17 protein-coding genes and 1 tRNA gene are annotated in these 22259 nt (G+C 69.3%); 8 read left to right on the top strand and 10 right to left on the bottom strand.

Going from position 1 to position 22259, the window contains the following annotated elements:
- Positions 1-63 precede the first annotated feature (63 nt).
- A complete protein-coding gene (locus OG798_RS17005; RefSeq protein WP_121416456.1) occupies positions 64-777 on the top strand; it encodes an SIMPL domain-containing protein in 714 nt (237 codons plus the stop codon).
- Positions 778-994: 217 nt separating this feature from the next.
- Entirely contained in the window at positions 995-2431 is a 1437-nt protein-coding gene (gene pyk / locus OG798_RS17000) for a pyruvate kinase (RefSeq protein ID WP_328757276.1), read from the top strand.
- A gap of 9 nt (positions 2432-2440) precedes the next feature.
- On the opposite strand, the gene OG798_RS16995 is transcribed toward pyk, so the two are convergent.
- Positions 2441-3217: a helix-turn-helix domain-containing protein gene (locus OG798_RS16995; protein WP_179436609.1), complete on the bottom strand. Its 777-nt coding sequence runs from the start codon at positions 3215-3217 to the stop codon at positions 2441-2443.
- 106 nt (positions 3218-3323) lie between these two features.
- Positions 3324-3398, bottom strand: a tRNA-Leu gene (locus OG798_RS16990).
- Positions 3399-3497: 99 nt separating this feature from the next.
- Here OG798_RS16990 and OG798_RS16985 point away from each other — a divergent pair.
- Both OG798_RS16985 and OG798_RS16980 read left to right on the top strand, forming a co-directional pair.
- Positions 3498-4148 (top strand): ANTAR domain-containing response regulator, encoded by a 651-nt coding sequence (locus OG798_RS16985; protein ID WP_075026314.1) that lies wholly within the window; start codon positions 3498-3500, stop codon positions 4146-4148.
- Positions 4149-4285: 137 nt separating this feature from the next.
- Entirely contained in the window at positions 4286-4669 is a 384-nt protein-coding gene (locus OG798_RS16980) for a DUF2267 domain-containing protein (protein WP_054235991.1), read from the top strand.
- 121 nt (positions 4670-4790) lie between these two features.
- Here the strand turns inward: OG798_RS16980 and OG798_RS16975 are convergent, their stop codons facing one another.
- The 7 genes from OG798_RS16975 to OG798_RS16945 form a co-directional block, all read right to left on the bottom strand.
- On the bottom strand, positions 4791-5507 hold the full coding sequence (locus OG798_RS16975; protein ID WP_067363973.1) for an ABC transporter ATP-binding protein: 717 nt from the start codon (positions 5505-5507) through the stop codon (positions 4791-4793).
- The gene (locus OG798_RS16970) at positions 5504-6469 is read right to left on the bottom strand and encodes an ABC transporter ATP-binding protein (RefSeq protein ID WP_267061489.1); all 966 of its coding nucleotides are present in this window, start codon (positions 6467-6469) and stop codon (positions 5504-5506) included. Before OG798_RS16970 ends, OG798_RS16975 begins: the two co-directional genes overlap by 4 nt.
- Positions 6466-8262 carry a branched-chain amino acid ABC transporter permease gene (locus OG798_RS16965; RefSeq protein WP_121418536.1) on the bottom strand — a complete coding sequence of 599 codons (1797 nt, stop codon included), beginning with the start codon at positions 8260-8262 and terminating at the stop codon, positions 6466-6468. The genes OG798_RS16970 and OG798_RS16965 overlap by 4 nt, the downstream gene beginning before the upstream one ends.
- Before the next feature lie 5 nt (positions 8263-8267).
- Complete coding sequence (locus tag OG798_RS16960; RefSeq protein ID WP_067363979.1) at positions 8268-9200, bottom strand: branched-chain amino acid ABC transporter permease; 933 nt, start codon at positions 9198-9200, stop codon at positions 8268-8270.
- 204 nt (positions 9201-9404) lie between these two features.
- Positions 9405-10625 carry a branched-chain amino acid ABC transporter substrate-binding protein gene (locus OG798_RS16955; protein ID WP_095855229.1) on the bottom strand — a complete coding sequence of 407 codons (1221 nt, stop codon included), beginning with the start codon at positions 10623-10625 and terminating at the stop codon, positions 9405-9407.
- An 825-nt stretch (positions 10626-11450) separates the two neighbouring features.
- The gene (locus OG798_RS16950) at positions 11451-11936 is read right to left on the bottom strand and encodes a PaaI family thioesterase (RefSeq protein WP_097226224.1); all 486 of its coding nucleotides are present in this window, start codon (positions 11934-11936) and stop codon (positions 11451-11453) included.
- A gap of 54 nt (positions 11937-11990) precedes the next feature.
- Entirely contained in the window at positions 11991-14270 is a 2280-nt protein-coding gene (locus tag OG798_RS16945; protein WP_121416459.1) for an FdhF/YdeP family oxidoreductase, read from the bottom strand.
- A gap of 122 nt (positions 14271-14392) precedes the next feature.
- Between OG798_RS16945 and polA the strand changes: the two genes are divergently transcribed.
- Both polA and OG798_RS16935 read left to right on the top strand, forming a co-directional pair.
- Positions 14393-17122 carry a DNA polymerase I gene (polA, locus tag OG798_RS16940; protein ID WP_121416460.1) on the top strand — a complete coding sequence of 910 codons (2730 nt, stop codon included), beginning with the start codon at positions 14393-14395 and terminating at the stop codon, positions 17120-17122.
- A gap of 1123 nt (positions 17123-18245) precedes the next feature.
- Positions 18246-19208, top strand: coding sequence for a serine hydrolase (locus OG798_RS16935; protein WP_183127391.1), 963 nt, complete (start codon positions 18246-18248; stop codon positions 19206-19208).
- Here the strand turns inward: OG798_RS16935 and OG798_RS16930 are convergent.
- On the bottom strand, positions 19129-19983 hold the full coding sequence (locus OG798_RS16930; protein ID WP_328757275.1) for a DUF4184 family protein: 855 nt from the start codon (positions 19981-19983) through the stop codon (positions 19129-19131). The genes OG798_RS16935 and OG798_RS16930 overlap by 80 nt on opposite strands.
- A 257-nt stretch (positions 19984-20240) precedes the next feature.
- On the opposite strand from OG798_RS16930, the gene OG798_RS16925 reads away from it, so the two are divergent.
- Both OG798_RS16925 and OG798_RS16920 read left to right on the top strand, forming a co-directional pair.
- On the top strand, positions 20241-21944 hold the full coding sequence (locus OG798_RS16925; protein WP_328757274.1) for a lytic transglycosylase domain-containing protein: 1704 nt from the start codon (positions 20241-20243) through the stop codon (positions 21942-21944).
- A 153-nt stretch (positions 21945-22097) separates the two neighbouring features.
- Positions 22098-22232, top strand: coding sequence for an SPW_0924 family protein (locus tag OG798_RS16920; protein ID WP_107096558.1), 135 nt, complete (start codon positions 22098-22100; stop codon positions 22230-22232).
- Positions 22233-22259: the final 27 nt, after the last annotated feature.

The raw sequence follows: 22259 nt of genomic DNA, 5'->3' as shown, positions 1-22259 counted from the left end.
GGAGGTTTCCATCTGGTGACCACCGGGCACCATGCCCACCCTTCCGGTGACAGAGTGGGGCGTATGGCCCCCACCGCAGAGGAACCCCGACCCGCAGTCCCCTACGGAACCCCCGCATCACCCCGCATCGCCGTCCGCGGCGAAGCCCACCTCGAAGTCGACCCCGAGATCGCCCGCATCGGCATCACCGTCAGCGCCCGCGGCACCGACCGACGCGAGGCCCTCGCCGACCTCACCCGCCGCAACGCGACGGCCATGGACCTCGTGAAGTCCTACGGAGACGCCGTCGAACGCCTCGAAACCGGCGCCTTCTCCATCAGCCCGGAACTCACGAAACACGGCCGCGGCGAACGCGTCCGCGCCTACCACGGCCGCGTCCACCTCACCGCCGAACTCACCGACTTCACCGCACTCGGCGAGCTGACGACACGCCTCGCGGACCTCGACCTCACCCGGGTCGACGGCCCCTGGTGGGCCCTGCGCCCCGACTCGCCCTCCCACCGCCAAGCCCGACAGCAGGCGGTCCGCGAAGCCGTCCAACGGGCTCGCGAATACGCCGAAGCCCTCGGTACCACCCTCGCCGCCCTCGTCGAACTCGCCGACATCGGCGCCGAGAACACCCAGCCCTACCCGGCGGCCCCCGGCCGCGCCATGCGTTCCATGTCCTTCGCCGGCGGCACCCCCGAAGAAGCCGCCCCCCTCGACCTCGAACCCGAGCGCCAACACGTCTACGCCCAGGTCAACGCCCGATTCACGATGGCCCCGCCGGAGCTGTAAAGCGCGGGTTCGGGAGGTTCCCCATTTCGCTATAGATATATGCAGTGGAAATATGCAGTACTGGATCCATGCAGCCGGGGTGTGCAAAGCGACCAAGCCGCTCATCAGAGCACCCCGGCGCACAATTCAACTGTTGTCAATAAGGCTTCACGTAAAGGTTGTTGAGTAGTCATGCTGGACCAATTCTCTACCGACCGGTAAGGCCTAGGCTCGAACCATGCGCCGAGCAAAAATCGTCTGTACATTGGGCCCCGCCACCGACTCGTACGACCAGCTCAAAGCCCTGGTCGACGCCGGAATGGACGTAGCCCGCTTCAACCTCAGCCACGGCACCTACGCCGAACACGAGGAGCGCTACCAGCGCGTGCGAAAGGCCGCCGACGAGACCGGCCGCAGCGTCGGACTGCTCGCCGACCTTCAAGGCCCGAAGATCCGACTCGGCCGTTTCACCGAAGGCCCCGTACTCCTTGAACGCGGAGACACCTTCACCATCACCGTCGAAGAAGGCGCCGAGGGCGACCGCCTCTCCTGCGGCACGACGTACTCGGGCCTCGCGGCCGACGTCACCCTCGGCGAACGCATCCTCGTCGACGACGGCAAGGTCTGCCTCGAAGTCACCGCCGTCGACGGCCCCCGCGTCCACACCACCGTCGTCGAAGGCGGCATGGTCTCCGACCACAAGGGCCTCAACCTTCCCGGCGTCGCCGTCTCCGTCCCCGCCCTCTCCGACAAGGACGAAGCGGACCTCCGCTGGGCCCTGCGCACCGGCTTCGACGTCATCGCCCTCTCCTTCGTCCGCAGCGGCCGCGACATCGACGACGTCCACCGCATCATGGACGAGGAAGGCCGCCGCCTCCCCGTCATCGCCAAGGTCGAGAAGCCCCAGGCCGTCGACGCGATCGACGACATCGTCGCCGCCTTCGACGGCATCATGGTCGCCCGCGGAGACCTGGGCGTCGAAATGCCCCTCGAGCAGGTCCCGATCGTCCAGAAGCGCGCCATCAAGCTGGCCAAGCGCAACGCCAAGCCGGTCATCGTCGCCACCCAGATGCTCGACTCGATGATCGACAACTCCCGCCCCACGCGAGCCGAGGCGTCCGACGTCGCCAACGCCGTCATCGACGGCACGGACGCCGTGATGCTCTCCGGCGAGACCAGCGTCGGCAAGTACCCCGTGGAAACCGTCCGGACGATGTCCCGCATCGTCGAGGCCGCCGAGGAGGACATCCTCGCCAAGGGCCTGCCGCCCCTGACCGACCGCAACAAGCCCCGCACCCAGGGCGGTGCGGTCGCCCGCGCGGCGGCGGAGATGGGCGACTTCCTCGGCGCCAAGTTCCTCGTCGCCTTCACTCAGTCCGGCGACACGGTCCGCCGTCTCTCCCGCTACCGCTCCCCGATCCCCCTGCTGGCCTTCACCCCCGACGAGGCCACCCGCTCCCAGCTGAACCTGACCTGGGGCGTGGAAACGTTCCTGGGACCGCACGTCGGCTCCACCGACGCGATGGTCGACCAGGTGGACGAACTCCTCCTGAAGTACGGCCGCTGCAAGAAGGGCGACATCGTCGTCATCACCGCCGGCTCCCCGCCCGGCGTCTCCGGCACCACGAACCTCGTACGCGTCCACCACATCGGAGAGGACGACAGCCCCAAGTAGGCCCGGCTGTCAGTACTTGGGACCGACGTGGGCGTCCATGAGAGCGACGGAGGCTTTGCGGGCGACGGAGATGTTGAACGGGTCGCTGGCGCGCGCCAGCGTCGTCCACTCGACGCCCACCCGGTCGAGGGCGTCGGTAAAGAGCTTCCGGATGTCGTCGGACTTGTTGGTGAAGAAATACCGGGGGTACTCGTAGCGCTTGCGCTCACCGGCGACGAGGCGGGTCGTCCAGTTCGTGATGCGACAGCCATCGGAGTGGATGAGCCCGCGGATGAATTCCCAGGGATGAGCGTCGACGATTTCCTGTTGCCAGTGTTCGAGGGCGATCGGGCGCTCGTGCTTCTTGCCTGGGCCGTGCTGGGGGAAGAGGCAGGGCCAGTGCTGGCTGTATCCGACGACCGAGACGTACCCGACTGCTTGGACCCGGTTCGACTTCTTGCTGGGGTTGATGGCTTCGATGGCGGCAGCGCAAGTTTCGATGAGGCCTGGCCAAGTGTCGGCGCATGCGATGCGGAGAACGTAGCCCGCTCGCATTCCGGGGCTGATACAGCCGTCACCGAGGTAGAGCCCCAAGAGGTAGCTGTAGGCCGCCGTGTTGGAGGGCGGCTCAGTCGCTGGGCCGCATCTTGAGCACGGCGTGCGCTGCATGCGCGGTAAGGGGTCGATGCGCGATTGCCAGCAACGGATCGCTGACCTGGATACCCCGGTCTCCTTGCTCACGGAGTTCAGGCTGCGCCCCTGAGCGACAAGTGCCAGAGCTCGCTCGCGTGTGCCCATGTCGTACATGTGGTAACTCTGGGTGAGTGATCGCGACCGTGCGCAGCAAAAAGCGGATGTTCACGAGAACGAGAACATCCGCTTTTCCGTGGTGACCTTGGAATCCAAGGAAAAGTGCCCCGAGTCGGACTCGAACCGACACTGTATGGGTTTTGAATCCATTGCCTGCTGCCAATTGGGCTACCGGGGCCCGCTGAATCGAAGGTTTACCCCGACCCGCTGCCCGTCCACCATACCGCAGCTAGGTAGGCTCTTGGGAGCAGTACCCGCCCCTGAACGAGGAGCCCCCGTGACCGCCCCCGAGTCGCCCCAGCCCGTCGCCGACGACGACAAGTCGCACGTGCCTCCGCTGACGACCCGTGTCGTCATCGCCGAGGACGAGGCGCTGATCCGCCTCGACCTCAAAGAGATGCTCGAGGAAGAGGGCTACGCCGTCGTGGGCGAGGCGGGGGACGGGGAGCAGGCCGTCGAGCTGGCCCGTGAGCACCGGCCCGACCTCGTGATCCTCGACGTCAAGATGCCCAAGCTGGACGGGATCTCGGCGGCCGAGAAGATCGCCGAGGAGAGCATCGCCCCCGTGCTGATGCTCACCGCGTTCTCGCAGCGCGACCTCGTCGAGCGGGCCCGTGACGCAGGCGCGATGGCGTACCTCGTGAAGCCCTTCAGCAAGAGCGACGTCGTACCCGCGATCGAGATGGCCGTCTCGCGGTTCACGGAGTTGAAGCAACTGGAGAAGGAGGTCGCGGACCTCAGCCAGCGCCTGGAGACGCGGAAGCTGGTCGACCGGGCCAAGTCCGTGCTGCAGACGCAGTACGGGCTGACCGAGCCCGCCGCGTTCCGGTGGATCCAGAAGACCTCCATGGACCGCCGTATGTCCATGCAGCAGGTCGCCGAGGCGGTCATCGCGGACGCCGAGGAGAAGAAGTCCTCCAAGGGCTAGGTCGACAGGGCCTAGGGAGCGGCGGCGCCCCGCTTCGGGGTGTCGTGGCTTGCCCGCGCGAGCCCGGCGACCGCGTGTCAGGCTGGTTTCGGGGCCGCGTGGCCTTCGGATCGGCAAGGCAGCAAAGGAGACAGCGCGTGGAAGAGAAGGCGTTCGTCCAAGCGGTGTCGGAACGTACGGGTCTGACTCGGCAGGAGTCGGCCGATCTCACGCGTGCCACGCTCGAGACGCTCGCCCATCGGCTGAGCTCGGGCGAGGCACGAAACCTGGCGCTGGAGCTCCCGGAGGGTCTGGCGGAGTCCGTTCGGCGCGGTGCCACCGCGGAGATCGAGCGCTTCGACTACGACGAGCTCGTGCGGCGTGTGGCCCAGCGCAACGTGCTCAAGCCCGACGAGGCCGACGGCGGCGTCCGTGCCGTGCTGGTCACGCTCCGTGAGGCGATCAGTGAGAAGGAGTTCGGTCACGCGATGTCGCAACTCGGTGCCGACTTCTCCAGGCCGATCGAGAATTTCGTCGGCTGATTGCCCGGCGAGCGGTATGGGCGAGCGGTATCGGTGAGTGACGAAGAGGCCCGCGCCCCCGACTGGGGGCCGCGGGCCTCTTCGTACAGCGGCTGTACGGTCGTACGGCCGGAGCCTGGTCTCAGTCCTCGCCCAGGTAGGCCTTGCGTACCGACTCGTCGTGCAGCAGGTCCTGTCCGGTGCCGGAGAGGACGATGTTGCCGACCTCCATGACGTGTCCCTGATCGGCGAGGGAGAGCGCCGCCTGGGCGTTCTGCTCGACGAGGAGGATGGTCGTACCGTCGGCCTTGAGTTCGGCGATGGTGGCCATGATCTTCTGCATCATGATCGGCGAGAGGCCCATGGAGGGTTCGTCGAGCATGAGCAGCTTGGGCTGGGACATGAGCGCGCGGCCCATGGCCAGCATCTGCTGCTCGCCGCCGGAGAGGGTTCCCGCGGCCTGCTTGCGGCGTTCACCCAGGATGGGGAAGAGGTCGTAGGCGCGCTGGATGTCCTTCTCGATGCCCGCCTTGTCGGTGCGCAGGAACGCGCCGAGCTGGAGGTTCTCGGTGATCGTCAGCCGGGGGAAGATGTGGCGTCCCTCGGGGGAGTGGGCGAGGCCCAGGGAGACGATCTTGTGGGCGGGGATGTTGCTGAGGGGTTTGCCGTCGAAGGTGATGCGGCCCGCGGTGGGCTTGAGGAGCCCGGATAGGGTGCGCAGGGTGGTCGTCTTGCCGGCGCCGTTGGTGCCGATGAGGGTGACGATCTGGCCGGCTTCGACGGAGAAGGAGATGCCCTTGACGGCTTCGATCTTGCCGTAGGCGACCTTGAGGTCTTCGACCTCGAGCAGTGCGGTCACTGGGCGTTTCCTTCCTTGCTGGTGGTGCCCTCCGCGGCGGCGTCGCTCTCGGCGGCCTCAGGAGTCTCGGTGGCCTCGGGAGTCTCGGAGGCTTCCGCGGGCTCGGGAGTGTCCGTGGCCTCCGCCGCCTCGGCGGCTTCGACCTCGGCGAGTTCTTCCGCGCCGGGGGCGCCCTCGAAGGGGGTGCCGAGGTAGGCGGCGATGACGCGCTCGTCGCCCTGGACGACCTCGGAGGTGCCCTCGACGAGCTTCTCGCCCTGGACGAGGCAGGCGACGCGGTCGGACAGGTTGAAGATGAAGCGCATGTCGTGCTCGATGACGAGGACGGCGATGCCCCTGTCGCGGATGGCGAAGACGAGGTCTTCGGTCGCGCGTGTCTCCTGGGGGTTCATGCCGGCCGTGGGCTCGTCGAGGAGCAGCAGTCCCGGTTCGCTCGCCATGGCGCGGGCGATTTCGAGCTTGCGCTGTTCGCCGTAGGGGAGGTTGCGGGAGAGGTGGTCGGCCTTGTGGTCGAGGCCGATGAACTCCAGCAGTTCCATGGCGCGTTCGCGGGAGGCGGCTTCTGCCTTGCGGAAGCCGGGGCCGCGCAGGAGGGCCGACCAGAGGCCTTCCTTGGTCCTGGTGTGGCGGCCGACGAGCACGTTCTCCAGGACGGTCATGTTGGCGAAGAGCCGGATGTTCTGGAAGGTGCGGGCGATGCCGGCGCTGGTGACGAGGTGGGGCTTGGGCGGGAGGACGGTGCCCTTGTAGGCGACCTTGCCCTCGGTCGGCACGTACAGGCCGGTGAGGCAGTTGAAGAAGGTCGTCTTGCCGGCGCCGTTGGGGCCGATGAGGCCGACGATCTCGCCCGAGTTGACGGTGAGGTCGACGTTGCGTACGGCGGTGAGGCCGCCGAAGCGCATGGTGACGCCGCTGGCCTCGAGTACGGGGCTGGTGGCCGTGGTGGTGGTCATGTGGGTCACGCCCCTGCCTTGGTGACGCCGACGGTGGAGTCGGGCAGGCCCTGTTCGGGTATGTCGATGCTGTCGTCGGACTCGTGGAATTCGAGCTGGCGGCGGCGGTTGGCGATGATGCCTTCGGGGCGGAAGCGCATGAGGATCACGAGCGCGATGCCGAAGGCGAAGAGCTGGTACTCCTTCAGGAAGCCGAGCTTCTCGGGGAGGAGGTAGAGCAGGGTGGCGCCGAGGATGGGGCCGTTGACCGTGCCCATGCCGCCGAGGACGACCGCGGCCAGCAGGAAGGCGGAGTTGGGCGGTACGGAGCCGGCGAACTGGTACGGGGCCGGGTTGACGCTGTAGCCGACGTGGGCGCTGACCGTGCCGGCGAGGCCGGCGAGGGAGGCGCCGAGGGCGAAGGCGATGAGCTTGACGCGGAAGCCGTTGATGCCCATGGCGGTCGCGGCGGTCTCGTCCTCGCGGATGGCGATCCAGGAGCGGCCGATACGGGAGTCGGCGGCGCGGTTGAAGACGATCACGACGATGCCGGTGATGATCAGCATCAGCAGGAAGTAGTTCGCGAAGCGGCCGAGGGTGATCGAGCCGATGTCGTGCGAGTTCCCGAGGTTGAACCCGAAGATGTCGAGGTCCGGGATCATCGAGATGCCGTTGGGGCCGTTGGTGATGTTGGGTCCGGAGGAGCCGTCGAGGTTGTTGACGGTGATGCGGAAGATCTCTCCGAAGCCGAGGGTGACGATGGCGAGGTAGTCGCCGCGCAGTCGCAGGGTGGGGGCGCCGATGAGGACGCCGAAGACGAGCGACGCGGCCATGCCGGTGAGCATGGCGGCCCAGAAGGGGAACTGGACGCCGGAGAAGCGGGAGAACTCGGAGCCCGAGACGAGGGCCGCGGCGTAGGCGCCGACGCCGAGGAAGGCGACGTATCCGAGGTCGAGGAGTCCGGTGAGGCCGACGACGATGTTCAGGCCGAGGGCGACGGTGGCGACGACGAGGATGTTCACGCCGAGGTTGGCGTTGTGCTCGTTGTTCTCGACGAAGGGGAAGACCGCCGCGGCGAGGAACGCCATGGAGGTGGCGAATCCCTTGTGGCGGGCGTTGAGCGTGGCGAAGCGGTCGAAGAGTCCGGCGGCTTGGAGTGCCCAGGTGCCGAGGACGACGAGCAGCAGGTAGCCGATGAAGGTCTCGCTGGCCTCGGGGTCGACGCCGATGCCGTAGGTGAAGACGATCAGGGCGACGGCGGTGGCGGCGGTGATGACGAGGCGCTCGGCCCAGCCGGGGAGCTTCTGGGCCGCGGGGATGTGGTCGGGCTTGCTGACCCAGTCCTTGAAGGTGTCGCCGGGGCTCGGCAGGGCGAGGGTGCCGACGAGGGCGATCAGGGAGCCGATGGCGGTGACGTAGGCGCCGGGGTCGAGGGCGACGAGGCCCTTGAGGTCGACGGCGATGGCGATGGCGCTGAACCAGCTGACGGCGAACGCGGAGGCGGCGGCGAGGACGACGGGCGCGGTGGCGCCTGCCGGGTTGAGCCAGCGCAGGCCGCGGACGTCGAAGAGGGTGAGCGCGAAGAGCAGGGTGATCGCGCCGGCGACGAGGTCGAGGATCTGGAGGCCGGCCGGGGAGCCGTAGTAGGTGAGGTCCCCGGGGAAGTCGGCCGTGTAGGTCCACGACATGAAGGTGCTGGCGATGGTGGCGACGGCGCCGACGGCGATGAGGGCGCGTGCGGCGGTCTGGGGGAGTGCGATCAGGCCGCGTGCGGTCTCGGTGACCTCGGCGGTGTTCTCTGCGGTGTTCTCGGTGGTTGCCATGGTGGTCACGCCCTGTCCGCGACGCGTTCGCCGACCAGGCCCTGTGGCCTGAACAGCAGTACGAGGATGAGGAGGACGAAGGCCCAGACGGAGGACCAGCCGCCGCCGCCGAGCTGCTGCATACCGGGGATGCCGTCGATGTAGGAGGTGGCCATGGTCTCGGCGAGGCCGAGGACGAGGCCGCCGATCATGGCGCCGTAGATGTTGCCGATGCCGCCGAGGACCGCGGCGGTGAAGGCCTTGAGGCCCATCTGGAAGCCCATGTTGTACTGGATCGAGCCGTAGCGCAGGCCGTAGGAGACGGCGGCGACGGCGGCGAAGAAGCCGCCGATGGCGAAGGCGATCACGATGATCTTGTTGGTGTCGATGCCCATGAGCTGGGCGGTGTCAGGGTCTTGGGCGGTGGCCTGCATGGCGCGGCCGGTGCGGGACATGCTGACGAAGAGGGCGAGGGCCGCCATGCAGAGCGGGGCGGCGACGATGACGAAGAGCGAGCCGCTGCTGATGCTGATGGACCCGATGTGCCAGGGACCGGCTTCGATCTGGGGGAAGTTGCGGTCGGTCTTCGCGTTCGGGTACCAGTTGAAGACGGCCTGCTGGAGCGCGAGGGAGAGGCCGATGGCGGTGATGAGGGGTGCCAGGCGTGGCGCGCCGCGCAGTGGTCGGTAGGCGAACCGTTCCGCCCCGACGGCGATGAGGACGGCGACGAGACCGCCGCCGATGAGCATCGCTGGGAGGGCTATCCACATGGATGTGCCGTCGGGCAGGACGTAGAGGTAGACCGTGAGTGCGCCGAAGCCTCCGGTCATGAAGATCTCGCCGTGGGCGAAGTTGATGAGCTGGACGATGCCGTACACCATCGTGTAGCCGATGGCGATCAGCCCGTACATCGAGCCGAGGAACAGCCCGTTGGCCAGCTGCTGCGGCAGGGTGTTCACCGCATGGCCTCCATGTGGGTGGGGAGAGTGAACGGGGGGATATGGGGCGGGCCGCGCGGTGACGTGTGGTCTTGGCCGCGCGGCCCTGGGGTGTAGCTAGCGGCGGATCTCGAATCAGCTGGGATCAGCTGGAGTTGGCTGGGATCAGCCGGACTTGGCCGGCCTCAGCCGGAGTTGGCTGAAATCAGCTGGGATCGGATCGGATCAGCCGTTGAACGTGCCGCTCTTGACGGCCTTCCACTTGCCGTTGACGACCTGGTAGACGGTGAGCTGCTTGTTGGTGGTGTCGCCGTACTCGTCGAAGGAGACGGGGCCGGCGATGCCCTCGAACTTCGTCTTCTGGACCTCGTCCACGATCTTGGCGCGGGCGCCGTCGGGGACCTTGCCGTCCTTCACGACGTTGGCGATCGCCTTGATGATGGCGGTCGCGGCGTCGTAGGAGTAGCCGCCGTACGTGCCGTAGTCGCCCTTGAGGCCGGAGGCCTTGTACTTCTTGATGAAGTCCGCGGCGGAGGGCAGGGAGTCGACGGGCTGGCCGACCGAGGTGACCAGGTCGCCCTCGGAGGTCTTGCCGGCGGTCTGGATGTAGGTGTCGCTGAACATGCCGTCACCACCGAACAGCGGGACCTTGACTCCGCCGTCCTTGAGCTGCTTGGTGAGCTTCTCCGACTCGTCGTACTGGCCGCCGTAGTAGACCAGGTCGGCCTTGGACTTCTTGATCTTGGTGACGAGGGCGGAGAAGTCGGTGTCGCCGGTGTTGACGTGGTCCTCGCCGGCGACCTTGCCGCCGTTCTTGGTGAAGCCGGCCTTGAACAGCTTGGCCAGGCCCGCGCCGTAGGTCTGCTTGTCGTCGACGACGAAGACGTTCTTCTTCTTGAGCGTGGTGGACGCGTACTCGGCCGCGAAGCCGCCCTGGAGGGCGTCGGTGGTGGCCGTGCGGAAGTACGTCTTGAACGGGCGCGACTTCGAGGTCTGCCAGTTCTTGCCCTGGGTGAGCTCGGGCGCCGTGTTGGAGGGCGAGACCTCGACCAGGTTGGCGGCCGCGAAGACCTGCTGCATCTGCGTGGCCACACCGGAGTTCAGCGGGCCGACGACGCCGAGGACCTTCTCGTTGTTGACGAGGGCGGTGGCGTTCTGCTGGCCGCTGGCCGGGATCGCCTTGTCGTCGAGCGCCTGGACCTTGAAGGTCACGCCGGGGACGGTGTTGTTCTTGTTGGCGTCGTCGACGGCGATCTGTACGCCGCCCTGGATGCCGAGGCCGGTTGCGGAGTTCTGACCGGTCAGCGGAGCGTCAACGCCGATGATGATCTCGGTCTTGCTGCTGCTGCTCTTGTCCCCGCTGTCGTCACGCGAACCGCAGGCGGTCAGCGTGAGTGCTCCGGTGGTGAGCACGGAGGTGAGTATGACCAAAGAACGCTGTCGCACGTTGAATCCTCTCCCTGGCGCAGCAGCCCTGCTGAGCTGCCGTGTGTCTCGCCGGGCCGTACTGGGTGATACCGAGCCGTGCTGCAGACGCGCCCGGCGGCGCGGTGACTGGCCGTGACTCTAAGCCTGTCTGTGGGCCCGGGCATCGCCGTGGGCTGGCTTGTGACTTTCTTGTTATGACGTGCCGGTTGATGAGCTTCAGGGACGGGTATTCTCGGCCGATTTGGCGGAATTTCTTCTCGTTCCACATGTTGAGAATCCGCACTTCCGGTTGCGCGTAGGGGAAGGTCGCGGTCGTGCGCCGTCGCAGGTCGCGTGGAGTCGCCGGGGGAGGTCGCCGGGAGTGCGGGCCGTCGAAGAGGGGACTCTGATGCCGTATTGCGTGCGTGTTACGCAGCGTTACGTCGAGAAAAGGAAACTCGGAGTTCGGCCGGCGTGCACGGTATTGGGCGCATCGGGTGCGGTGTCCGGGCGTGCAGTCTCGTGAAGGCGTGTTAAGTCGCCTGAAAAAGTGGTGAGTTGCCGCTGATTTCCGATAACTCCGGCGTATTGGAGTGCGGTTGCGGCGGGTGGGGACGGGCGGGGGCGGGCGAGGCGCGCGGAAGGGGTGTGTGGGGGGTCGGGGCCGGGGCGGAGGTATCCGTCCTCGGTCAGGCGCGGAATCGGTCGGTCCCGGAAGGGCTGGTGTTGACGCGCCAGCCGCTGCGGGCGGACACCTCCGCCCCGTCCCCTGCCCGCCGTACCCGACTGCCGGTGAGTGGTGAGTAGGGGGCAGATGTCTCCTGCCCCCTTGCTCGCCGTACGCCAGTTCCGGTGAGTGGTGGGTCAGGCCTCGCGTGCGGGGGCGGCGTCGGTGGGGTTGACGTCGCGCAGGAGGCAGGTGAGGCGGGCGGTGCAGACGCGCTTGTCGTTCTCGTCGGTGATGACGATCTCGTACGTCGCTGTCGTGCGCCCGCGGTGTACGGGGGTCGCCACGCCGGTGACGAGGCCGGAGCGGGCGCCCCGGTGGTGGGTGCAGTTCAGGTCGACGCCGACGGCGATCTTGGAGCTGCCGCCGTGGAGCATGGAGCCGACCGAGCCGAGGGTCTCCGCGAGGACGGCGGAGGCGCCGCCGTGCAGGAGGCCGTACGGCTGGGTGTTGCCCTCCACCGGCATGGTGCCGACGACCCGGTCCGCGGAGGCCTCGATGATCTGTACGCCCATGCGGGTGCCGAGGTGGCCTGCCGAGAAGAGGGCGGGCAGGTCGACGCCGAGTGCGGCGTACTCGTCGATGACCTCTTGCGGGAACTTCACGTGACTCTGCTCGCCCATGGGGGCCGGCTCCGATCGTCGTCGATCTCTCTGGCTGACTGGCTGAGCAAACGCTCAGTCGGTGGCCGATTGTTCCAGACGGACCACGACGGACTTGCTGGCCGGGGTGTTACTGGTGTCCGCGGTGGCGTCGAGCGGGACGAGGACGTTGGTCTCCGGGTAGTACGCGGCGGCGCAGCCGCGGGCGGTCGGGTAGTGCACGACGCGGAAGCCGGCGGCGCGCCGCTCCATGCCGTCACGCCACTCGCTGACGAGGTCGACGTACGAGCCGTCGGCGACGTTCAGCGCGCGGGCGTCCTCGGGGTTGACGAGGACCACTCGGCGGCCGTTCTTTATGCCCCTGTAGCGGTCGTCGAGGCCGTAGATGGTGGTGTTGTACTGGTCGTGCGAGCGCAGGGTCTGGAGGAGGAGGCGGCCTTCGGGGAGCTTCGGGTACTCGACGGGCGCGGCGGTGAAGTTGGCCTTGCCGGTGGCGGTGGGGAAGCGGCGTTCGTCGCGGGGGGCGTGGGGGAGGGTGAAGCCGGCAGGGTCGGCGATGCGTGCGTTGAAGTCGTCGAAGCCGGGGATCACGCGCGCGATGCGGTCGCGGATCGTGGCGTAGTCCTTCTCGAACTCCTCCCAGGGGGTGCGGGAGGCCTCGCCGAGCACGCGGCGGGCGAGGCGGCAGACGATGGCCGGCTCGGACAGGAGGTGCTCGCTCGCGGGCGCCAGACGGCCGCGTGAGGCGTGGACCATGCCCATGGAGTCCTCGACGGTCACGAACTGTTCGCCGCTGTCTTGGAGGTCGCGCTCGGTCCGTCCGAGGGTGGGCAGGATCAGGGCGCGGGCGCCGGTGACGACGTGGGAGCGGTTGAGCTTGGTCGAGACGTGCACCGTGAGGCGGGCGCGGCGCATGGCGGCCTCGGTGACGTCGGTGTCGGGGGAGGCGGAGACGAAGTTGCCGCCCATGGCGAAGAAGACCTTCGCGTCGCCGTCGCGCAGGGCGCGGATGGCCCGTACGACGTCGTAGCCGTGCTCGCGGGGCGGGGCGAAGCCGAACTCCTTCTCCAGGGCGTCCAGGAAGGCCGGGGCGGGGCGCTCGAAGATGCCCATGGTGCGGTCGCCCTGCACGTTCGAGTGGCCGCGGACCGGGCAGACGCCCGCGCCGGGGCGACCGATGTTGCCGCGCAGCAGCAGGAAGTTGACCACTTCGCGGATCGTGGGCACGGAGTGCTTGTGCTGGGTGAGGCCCATGGCCCAGCAGACGATGGTGCGTTGGGAGGACAGGACGAGGCGGAGGGTCTCGTCGATCTCCTCGCGGGTGAGGCCGGTGGCGGTGAGGGTCTCGTCCCAGTCGGCGGCGCGGGCGGTGGCCGCGAACTCCTCGTAGCCGTGGGTGTGTTCGGCGATGAAGTCCTCGTCGACCGCGCCCTCGGTCTCCAGGACGAGCTTGTTCAGGAGGCGGAAGAGGGCCTGGTCGCCGCCGAGCCGGATCTGCAGGAACAGGTCGGTGAGGGCGGCGCCCTTGAGCATGCCCTGGGGTGTCTGCGGGTTCTTGAAGCGCCCCAGTCCCGCTTCGGGCAGCGGGTTGACACTGATGATCTTCGCGCCGTTGGCCTTGGCCTTCTCCAGGGCGGAGAGCATGCGCGGGTGGTTGGTGCCGGGGTTCTGCCCGGCGACGATGATCAGGTCCGCCTTGTAGAGGTCCTCGAGCAGGACGCTGCCCTTGCCGATGCCGATGGTCTCGGAGAGCGCGGAGCCCGAGGACTCGTGGCACATGTTCGAACAGTCCGGCAGGTTGTTCGTGCCGAGTTCGCGGGCGAAGAGCTGGTAGAGGAACGCGGCCTCGTTGCTCGTGCGCCCCGAGGTGTAGAAGAGGGCCTCGTCGGGGGAGCCGAGGGCGGCGAGCTCCTCGGCGACGATGTCGAAGGCGCGCTCCCAGGAGACCGGCTCGTAGTGGTCGGCGCCCTCGGGCAGGTACATGGGGTGGGTGAGGCGGCCCTGCTGGCCGAGCCAGTAGCCGCTGCGGCCGTGCAGGTCGGTGACCGGGTGCGCGGCGAAGAAGTCCGGGGTGACCCGGCGCAGGGTGGCCTCCTCGGCGACCGCCTTCGCGCCGTTCTCGCAGAACTCCGCCGTGTGCCGGTGCGCCGGCTCGGGCCAGGCGCAGCCCGGGCAGTCGAAGCCGTCCTTCTGATTGACGCGCAGGAGGGTCAGCGCGGTGCGCTTCACCCCCATCTGCTGCTGGGCGATGCGCAGGGTGTGCCCGATGGCGGGCAGCCCGGCCGCGGCGCGCTTCGGCTCGGCGACCTGCGGCGCGTCCTGGATCGGATCGCTCTTGGGCGGCTTGCTGGCCATCACGGGACCCCTTCGCATGCACGTATGAAGTACGTCGGCGATCCTCGCACGCGCCGGTGACGACGAGGGCGGCCGGTCCCGGGAGGTCCGCACTGTCAGTGGGGCGTGCGAGGATCGGGGGCGTGGCAGAAACAGCATCGAAGAAGACCGAGAAAACCGCAGGTGCGGGCCGTCCGCGGCTGATGCTCATGGATGGGCACTCGCTGGCGTACCGCGCGTTCTTCGCGCTGCCCGCGGAGAATTTCACGACCGCGACGGGTCAGCCGACGAACGCGATCTATGGTTTCGCGTCGATGCTGGCGAACACGCTGCGCGACGAGGCGCCCACGCATTTCGCGGTGGCGTTCGACGTCTCGCGCAAGACGTGGCGCTCCGAGGAGTTCACGGAGTACAAGGCGAACCGTTCGAAGACCCCGGACGAGTTCAAGGGACAGGTCGAGCTGATCGGCGAGCTGCTGGACGCGATGCACGCGCAGCGGTTCGCGGTCGACGGCTTCGAGGCCGACGACATCATCGCGACGCTCGCCACGCAGGCCGAGGCCGAGGGCTTCGAGGTCCTGATCGTCACCGGTGACCGCGACTCCTTCCAGCTGGTGTCCGAGCACACGACGGTGCTGTACCCGACGAAGGGCGTCTCCGAGCTGACCCGCTTCACTCCGGAGAAGGTCGTCGAGAAGTACGGGTTGACGCCGGCGCAGTACCCCGACTTCGCGGCGCTGCGCGGCGACCCGTCGGACAACCTGCCGGGCATCCCCGGCGTCGGCGAGAAGACGGCCGCGAAGTGGATCAACCAGTTCGGTTCGTTCGCGGACCTCGTCGAGCGCGTCGACGAGGTCAAGGGCAAGGCGGGGCAGAACCTCCGCGACCACCTGGAGGCGGTGAAGCTCAACCGCCGTCTCACGGAGATGGTGAAGGACGTCGAGCTCCCGAAGACGGTCACCGACCTGGAGCGCGCGGCGTACGACCGTACGGCTGTCGTGATGGTCCTGGACACCCTGGAGATCCGCAACCCCTCCCTGCGTGAGCGGCTCTTCGCCGTCGACCCCGGGACGGAGGAGGCCGAGGCGGCCGCTCCGGTCGTCGAGGGTGTCGAGCTGGACGGGGCGGTTCTGGGCGCGGGCGAGCTGAAGCCGTGGCTCGCCGAGCACGACGGCAAGGCGGTCCTGGGTCTGGCCACCGTCGACACGTGGGCGCTGGGTTCGGGTTCGGTGGCCGAGGTCGCGCTGGCCGCGGCGGACGGGGCGGCGGCGTGGTTCGACCCCTCGCGGCTGGACGAGACCGACGAGAATGCGTTCGCGAAGTGGCTCGCCGACCCCAAGAAGCCCAAGGTGCTGCACAACGCCAAGGGTGCGATGCGGGTCTTCGCCGAGCACGGGTGGACGATCGAGGGCGTGTCCATGGACACCGCGCTCGCCGCGTATCTGGTGAAGCCGGGCCGCCGCTCCTTCGCGCTGGACGCGCTGTCCCTGGAGTATCTGGGCCGGGAGCTGGGGCCCGCCGCGGCGACCGACGGTCAGCTGGCCTTCGGCGCGGACGACCAGGCCGAGGCCGAGGCGCTGATGGTGCAGGCCCGCACGATCCTCGACCTGGGCGAGGCGTTCGGCGAGAAGCTGGCGGAGGTCGGCGCGGCCGAGCTGCTGCGCGACATGGAGCTGCCGACGTCGGCGCTGCTGGCCCGGCTGGAGCGGCACGGCATCGCGGCGGACCGGGCGCACCTGGAAGCCATGGAGCAGATGTTCGCCGGCGCCGTGCAGCAGGCGGTGAAGGAGGCCCACGCCTCTGTCGGGCACGAGTTCAACCTCGGCTCGCCCAAGCAGCTCCAGGAGGTCTTCTTCGGCGAGCTGGACCTGCCCAAGACGAAGAAGACGAAGACCGGTTACACGACGGACGCGGACGCGCTGGCCTGGCTGGCCACGCAGACCGACCACGAGCTGCCGGTCATCATGCTGCGCCACCGTGAGCAGGCCAGGCTGCGGGTGACGGTCGAGGGCCTGATCAAGACGATCGCCGCGGACGGCCGCATCCACACCACGTTCAACCAGACGGTGGCCGCGACGGGCCGGCTCTCGTCGGTGGACCCGAACCTGCAGAACATCCCGGTCCGTACGGAGGAGGGCCGCGCGATCCGCCGCGGCTTCGTGGTCGGCGAGGGCTTCGAGTCCCTCATGACGGCCGACTACAGCCAGATCGAACTGCGCGTGATGGCCCATCTGTCCGAGGACGAGGGCCTGTTGGAGGCGTTCACGTCGGGCGAGGACCTGCACACGACGGTGGCGTCGCAGGTGTTCTCGGTCGAGCGTTCGGCGGTCGACGCGGAGATGCGGCGCAAGATCAAGGCGATGTCGTACGGCCTCGCCTACGGGCTGTCGGCGTTCGGTCTCTCCCAGCAGCTGAACATCGACGCGGGTGAGGCGCGTGCGTTGATGGACACGTACTTCGAGCGTTTCGGAGGCGTGCGGGACTATCTGCGCCGGGCGGTCGACGAGGCCCGCGCCACGGGCTACACGGCGACGCTCTTCGGGCGCCGCCGCTATCTGCCCGACCTCAACAGCGACAACCGGCAGCGTCGGGAGGCCGCCGAGCGCATGGCGCTCAACGCTCCCATCCAGGGCACGGCCGCGGACATCGTCAAGATCGCGATGCTGAACGTGGACCGGGCGCTGCGCGAGGCCGGGCTCAAGTCCCGCATGCTCCTCCAGGTCCACGACGAAATCGTCCTGGAGATCGCTCCCGGAGAGCGGGCGAAGACCGAGGAACTAGTCCGCCGCGAGATGGCGTCCGCCGTTCATCTCCGGGCGCCCCTCGACGTCTCCGTCGGCGCGGGCCCCGACTGGGAATCCGCAGCACACTAGCCTCCGGCGAACGGACCCCTGAATCCCCGACCCAGGACCCCGACGCCGGTCCCGGCCCAGGGTTCCGGCGTACGGCCCTGGCGTCGGTCCCGGCCCAGGGTTCCGGCGGCGGGTCCCGACGTCGGGTCGCGGCCCCGGCCCAGGGCCCTGGCGTACGGCCCCGGCCCAGGGTTCCGGCGTACGGCCCCGGCGTCGGTTCGGCCCAGGGTTCCGGCGTCGGGTCCCGGCCTCGACCCCGGCCCACGGGTCCCGGCGTCGAGTCCCGGCCTTGACCCCGGTCTCGGCCCAGGGCCCCGGCCTCCGGTTCCGGCCTCGGCCTGGCGCCCCGGGCCCCGGCCTAGGGCCCGGTCCCGGCCCAGGGTCCCGGCTCCGGCTTCGATCCCGGTCCCGATCCCGGCCTTGGGTCTCGGCCCCGGCGCCCGGCCGGCTTGGTCCCGTGCGGCGCTGGTCGTGGCTCCGCCCACTCCGTGCGTCGGGTGCCCTGCGGGCGGCTTGCGCGCCGGTGTGGACAGATGTCCCACCCCCGCTCGGGGAAGCCCCCGCCCACAGGGCACCCCCCTCGCGGCCGCTCGCGGCGCAAGCCGTCCCGCGCTCCGCTGCGCGAGCCGCCCGCAGGGAGAGTCGCCCCGCGCCCCGTCGCGCGAGCCGCCGCAGGGAAAGTCGCCCCGCGCTCCGCTTTGCCAGCCGCCCGCAGGGAAAGTGGTCCCCCGCTCCGCTGTGCGAGCCGCCCGCAGGGAATGTCAGCTCAGCCCCGTCGTGCGAGCCGCCGCAGGGAGAGTCGCCCGCGCTGCGTCGTGCGAGCCGCCCGCGGGGAAAGTCGCCCGCGCTCCGCTGTGCGAGCCGCCCGCGGGGAAAGTCGCCCGCGCTCCGCTGTGCGAGCCGCCCTCGGGGAAAGTCGCCCCGCGCTCCGCCGTGCGATCCGCCCGCAGGGCAAGTCGACGTCGGTTCCTGTGAGCTGCCCGGAGGGTGGTGTCCTTCCGTTGGTTGCCCGTAGGGCATGAGCCTTCTTCGGTGGGCCGGAAGCGCAGGGAAGGGGGTGTCCGCTCAACCCCCGGAGGGAACCGTCACTCGCGTGGCCCTCGCAAAGACGCCCCCCGTGCTAAGGGACCGCAAGGATGCGGGCATGGGTATAAGCATGCTCAACCGTCGCACGGCCATGGCCACAGCCGTCGTCTCGGCGCTGCTCGCGCCAGTATCCGCGGTGGCCGCGAGCGCGAGCACCGCCCAGGTGCCCGCGGCCTGCCGATCCACCCGCAACCCCGAGCTCGCCGCCCGGATGTCCCGCGACATCAGGACGGTGCTGTCGTCACGCCAGGGCACCGTCGCCGTGGCGGTGCGCGACGACAGCAGCGACCTGACCTGCGCCCTCGCGAGCGAGCGCCAGTACGACTCGGCGAGCGTCGCCAAGCTCACGATCATGGAGGCCACCCTGCACCGCGCGGACGAGCTGGGCCGCACCCTCACGAACTGGGAGCTCGCCAACGTACGCCCCATGATCACCATCTCGGACAACACCGCGGCCCAGCATCTGTGGAGAGACCTGGGCCGCACCTGCCTCGGCCGTTTCCTGGACCGTGTCGGAACGCGCCGCACCGAGCTCGGCCCGGCAGGCTACTGGGGCCTGACCCGCACCACGGCCGCCGACCAGATGCGGCTGCTGGGCGTGCTCACAGGCGCCGGCTCCTTCCTGAAGAGCCGCGCCTACGGCCTGAAACTGCTCAGCCAGGTCCGCGGCGACCAGCGCTGGGGCGTCCCCGCCGGCATGCCGCGCGGCCTGCAGGCGCACATCAAGAACGGCTGGCTGCCCCGGTCCACCCACGGCTGGCGCGTCCACAGCGTCGGCGTGTTCACCGGCTCCGACCGCACGTACCGCATCGTCGTCCTGTCGCACGACAACCCGACGATGGCGTACGGGGTCCGCACCATCGAGCGCATCGCCCAGGCCGTCCACCGCGGCCTCAACCGTGGGCGCGGCGCCGTCCAGGGCTTCACTCCGGAGAACGGGATCAGCGAGGTGTCGGACGGTTCGGCGCCGCGCGGACCGGTGCCGGGCTGGGACGAGCCGGAGCGGGGCGCCACACCCTGACCCCGACGGCGTACAGCGCGAGCCCGAGCACGAGACCCGCGCCCGCGCCGAAGCAGAGCGCCGGGATCAACTCCCAGGGCTTCGCGCGGGTGCCCCAGTACGCCCACCAGCGTGACGCCCGCTGCACGGCGCCCATCAGCCCGCAGCCGCCGATGACGGCGGCGGCCAGCCACCGGTCGGAACGCGAAAGCACCGGCACCCCCACCGGTTCGGCCGAGGGCGCCCGGCGCAGCGCGACACTCACGAAGGCCACGATCAAGACGGCCCCCACCAGCGAACTGCCGTACTGCGCGTAGGTGAACACCGGCGTGCCGTCGGCGTTCCGCGACAGGACGGGGACCAGCCGAACCCCCCACCGGTCGTGGTGCGTGAACGCGTCCCACACGACGTGTGTCAGCGCGCCGAGCACCGCGGAGGCGTACCACCACAGTGCGGTCGAGGAGCGCACCGGCCCGCGCGGTGTCCCGCAGCGCAGCAGAGCCGCGGGACGGCCCTGACGGGCCCGTGGCAACAGCGCCACCAAGGGTTCGCGCAGTACCAGCCAGGCACCCACCAACACGCAGGCGACGAGTACGTCGAAGGTGAGGACACCGGTGAACGAGTGCGTGAAATCGCCGAACTCCATCGCTCCGGGGACCACGCTCGCCGCGTAGTAGGTCATGTCGGGGGCGAAGGAACCGGCCACGAGTGCCGCGGGCGCGAGGCGGCCGCGGCCGCTTCCGTCGCCGCGCAGGGCGGGCAGTACGGCCGCCGCGTGGCTGAGGGTGAAGGGCAAAGCGTCCCCCTGTGGCAGACGTTGGTCTGATATGTCGGCCCCGGTGATCTCCGACGCTCAGTATGAGGGACGTATGAAAATGTCCGCGGGCTCCACCCGGCGGTGCGTGTTCTCTTGGACAATCCCACATGGCCAACCGGTGAAAATCGGGCACGAACGGGTGCCCGGGCGACGGAAGTTGTCGTAGGGTCGCCTGGGTCACTGAGCCAGCGAACGCGCGGTGCGCGGACGGTCGTCCACGGGAGGGGTTCACTCAAATGGCGGCGCATTTCGGCAGACTGCGCAAGGGAGCGACGACCACCGCCGTGGCCGCGGTCGCGGTCGCGGCCCTGTCTGCTTCCCAGGCACCCGGAGTGACCACCGACGACCTCGGCAGACAGTCCGCCGGCTCCGCCCAGCCGTCGGGCGACGCGAACACCGGTGGCGAAGGCGGCGGCGCGACCGGCGACTCGCCGTACTACACCGACCTTCCGCCGCTGAAGAGCCCCAACCCGAGCCCGTCGGCGAGTCCGACCACCGGCACGACCGTCTCCGTGGGCGACGGCGAGGCCGGCATCCCCGCGACCGTCCTCGACGCCTACAAGAAGGCCGAGGCCGAACTGCGCGCCTCCAAGCCGGGCTGCAACCTGCCCTGGCAGCTCCTCGCCGCCATCGGCAAGGTCGAGTCCGGCCAGGCCCGCGGCGGCCGGGTCGACGCGAGCGGCACGACGTACTCGCCGATCCTCGGCCCCAAGCTCGACGGCAACGGCTTCGCGCTGATAGCCGACACCGACAACGGCGCGTACGACGGCGATCCTGCCTACGACCGGGCCGTGGGCCCCATGCAGTTCATCCCCTCCACCTGGGAGTGGGCGGGCCGCGACGGCAACAGCGACGGCAAGAAGGACCCCAACAACGTCTACGACGCGGCGCTCGCGGCCGGCCACTACCTGTGCCGGTTCGACCGGGACCTGTCCGTGCAGTCGCAGATGAACGCCGCGATCCTGAACTACAACAACTCGACGGAGTACCTCAACACGGTTCTGTCGTGGCTGGAGTACTACCGCAAGGGCACTCACGAGGTCCCGGACGGCACGGGCACCCTGCCCTCGCACAGCAGCAACAGCGACCCCGCGAGCCCCAACCCGTCCACGCCCGCGACACCGAGCACACCGAGCACACCGAGCACACCGAGTACCCCCAAGCCAGGCGGTGGCGGCTCGACGAGCCCCACCCCGAAGCCGCCCGCGCCGACTTCGCCCGCGCCGAGCCCGACGCCTCCCACGCCCACCCAGACGGTGGACCATCTGGAGGACGCGGACACCGGGAAGCTCACGGCGACGGCGGGCAGCGCCTTCGGCGCCAAGGTCGCCGTGCGGGCCGAGTCCAAGGCGAGCAAGGGTGTGGCGAAGGTCCGGGTGCGGTTCACGATCATCGGTGACACGGACGCCACCTTCACCGGCGGCGAGAGTGTTGCCACGGTCGTCACCGGCAGCGCGGGCACGGCCACCGCGCCCGCACTCGTGGCGGGGGAGAAGACCGGCGACTTCACCGTCCGCGCCACCGTCGTGGGCCGTGTGCTGGGCGGCCTCGACTACACGGCCACCGTCACCCCGCGCCAGGCCGACACCCTCACCCGCACCGGCGACACCCCGCTGACCTGTGTGCCGGGCGGCGAGTTCGCCGACCAGGTCGAGCTGAAGGCCACCTACAAGGGAGCCGTCGCGGGCAAGGTCGCGGCCACCGCGACGCTCATCAAGTCGGCGGACGACCCGACCGAGAACGACAAGGGCCCGTACTTCAAGGACGCGGACGGCAAGACGATCCGCACCCTCACGGACCTCACGACGGACGCCGACGGTGTGCTCAAGCTCCCCAAGCTGTACGCGGACGACGCGACCGGCACGTTCCTGCTCCGCGTCAACACCACGGGCGGCGCGGTGCTGACGGTCGAGCTGAAGGTCGCCGCAGCCGCCTCGTAGGCCGTACGCGCGTCAAGGGCGCCCCTCCGCCGACAGGCGGAGGGGCGCCCTCGTTCGTGTGCGCAATGTGTTCTCATCTCGCCCCGCCGTTGCTACGGTGCCGGATCTGACGAGGTATCAGTTCTCGATCCGCCGTCCCCCGGGAGGCCCCGCATGCGCGCCCTCATCGCCGCCGCGACCGGTCTCGCCGTGGCGTTCGCCCTGGTGCTCACGATCACGGCCATGGGCTCACCGGCAGGCAAGACCTCGCCCAAGCCGCTGCTGACGACCGTGCCCGCGCACCCGTAGCGCTCGGGACATCCGCAACTCTCAGGG

This window comes from Streptomyces sp. NBC_00271, from assembly GCF_036178845.1.
Taxonomy (GTDB): Bacteria; Actinomycetota; Actinomycetes; order Streptomycetales; family Streptomycetaceae; genus Streptomyces.
This window is presented reverse-complemented; position numbering and strand designations above follow the sequence as displayed.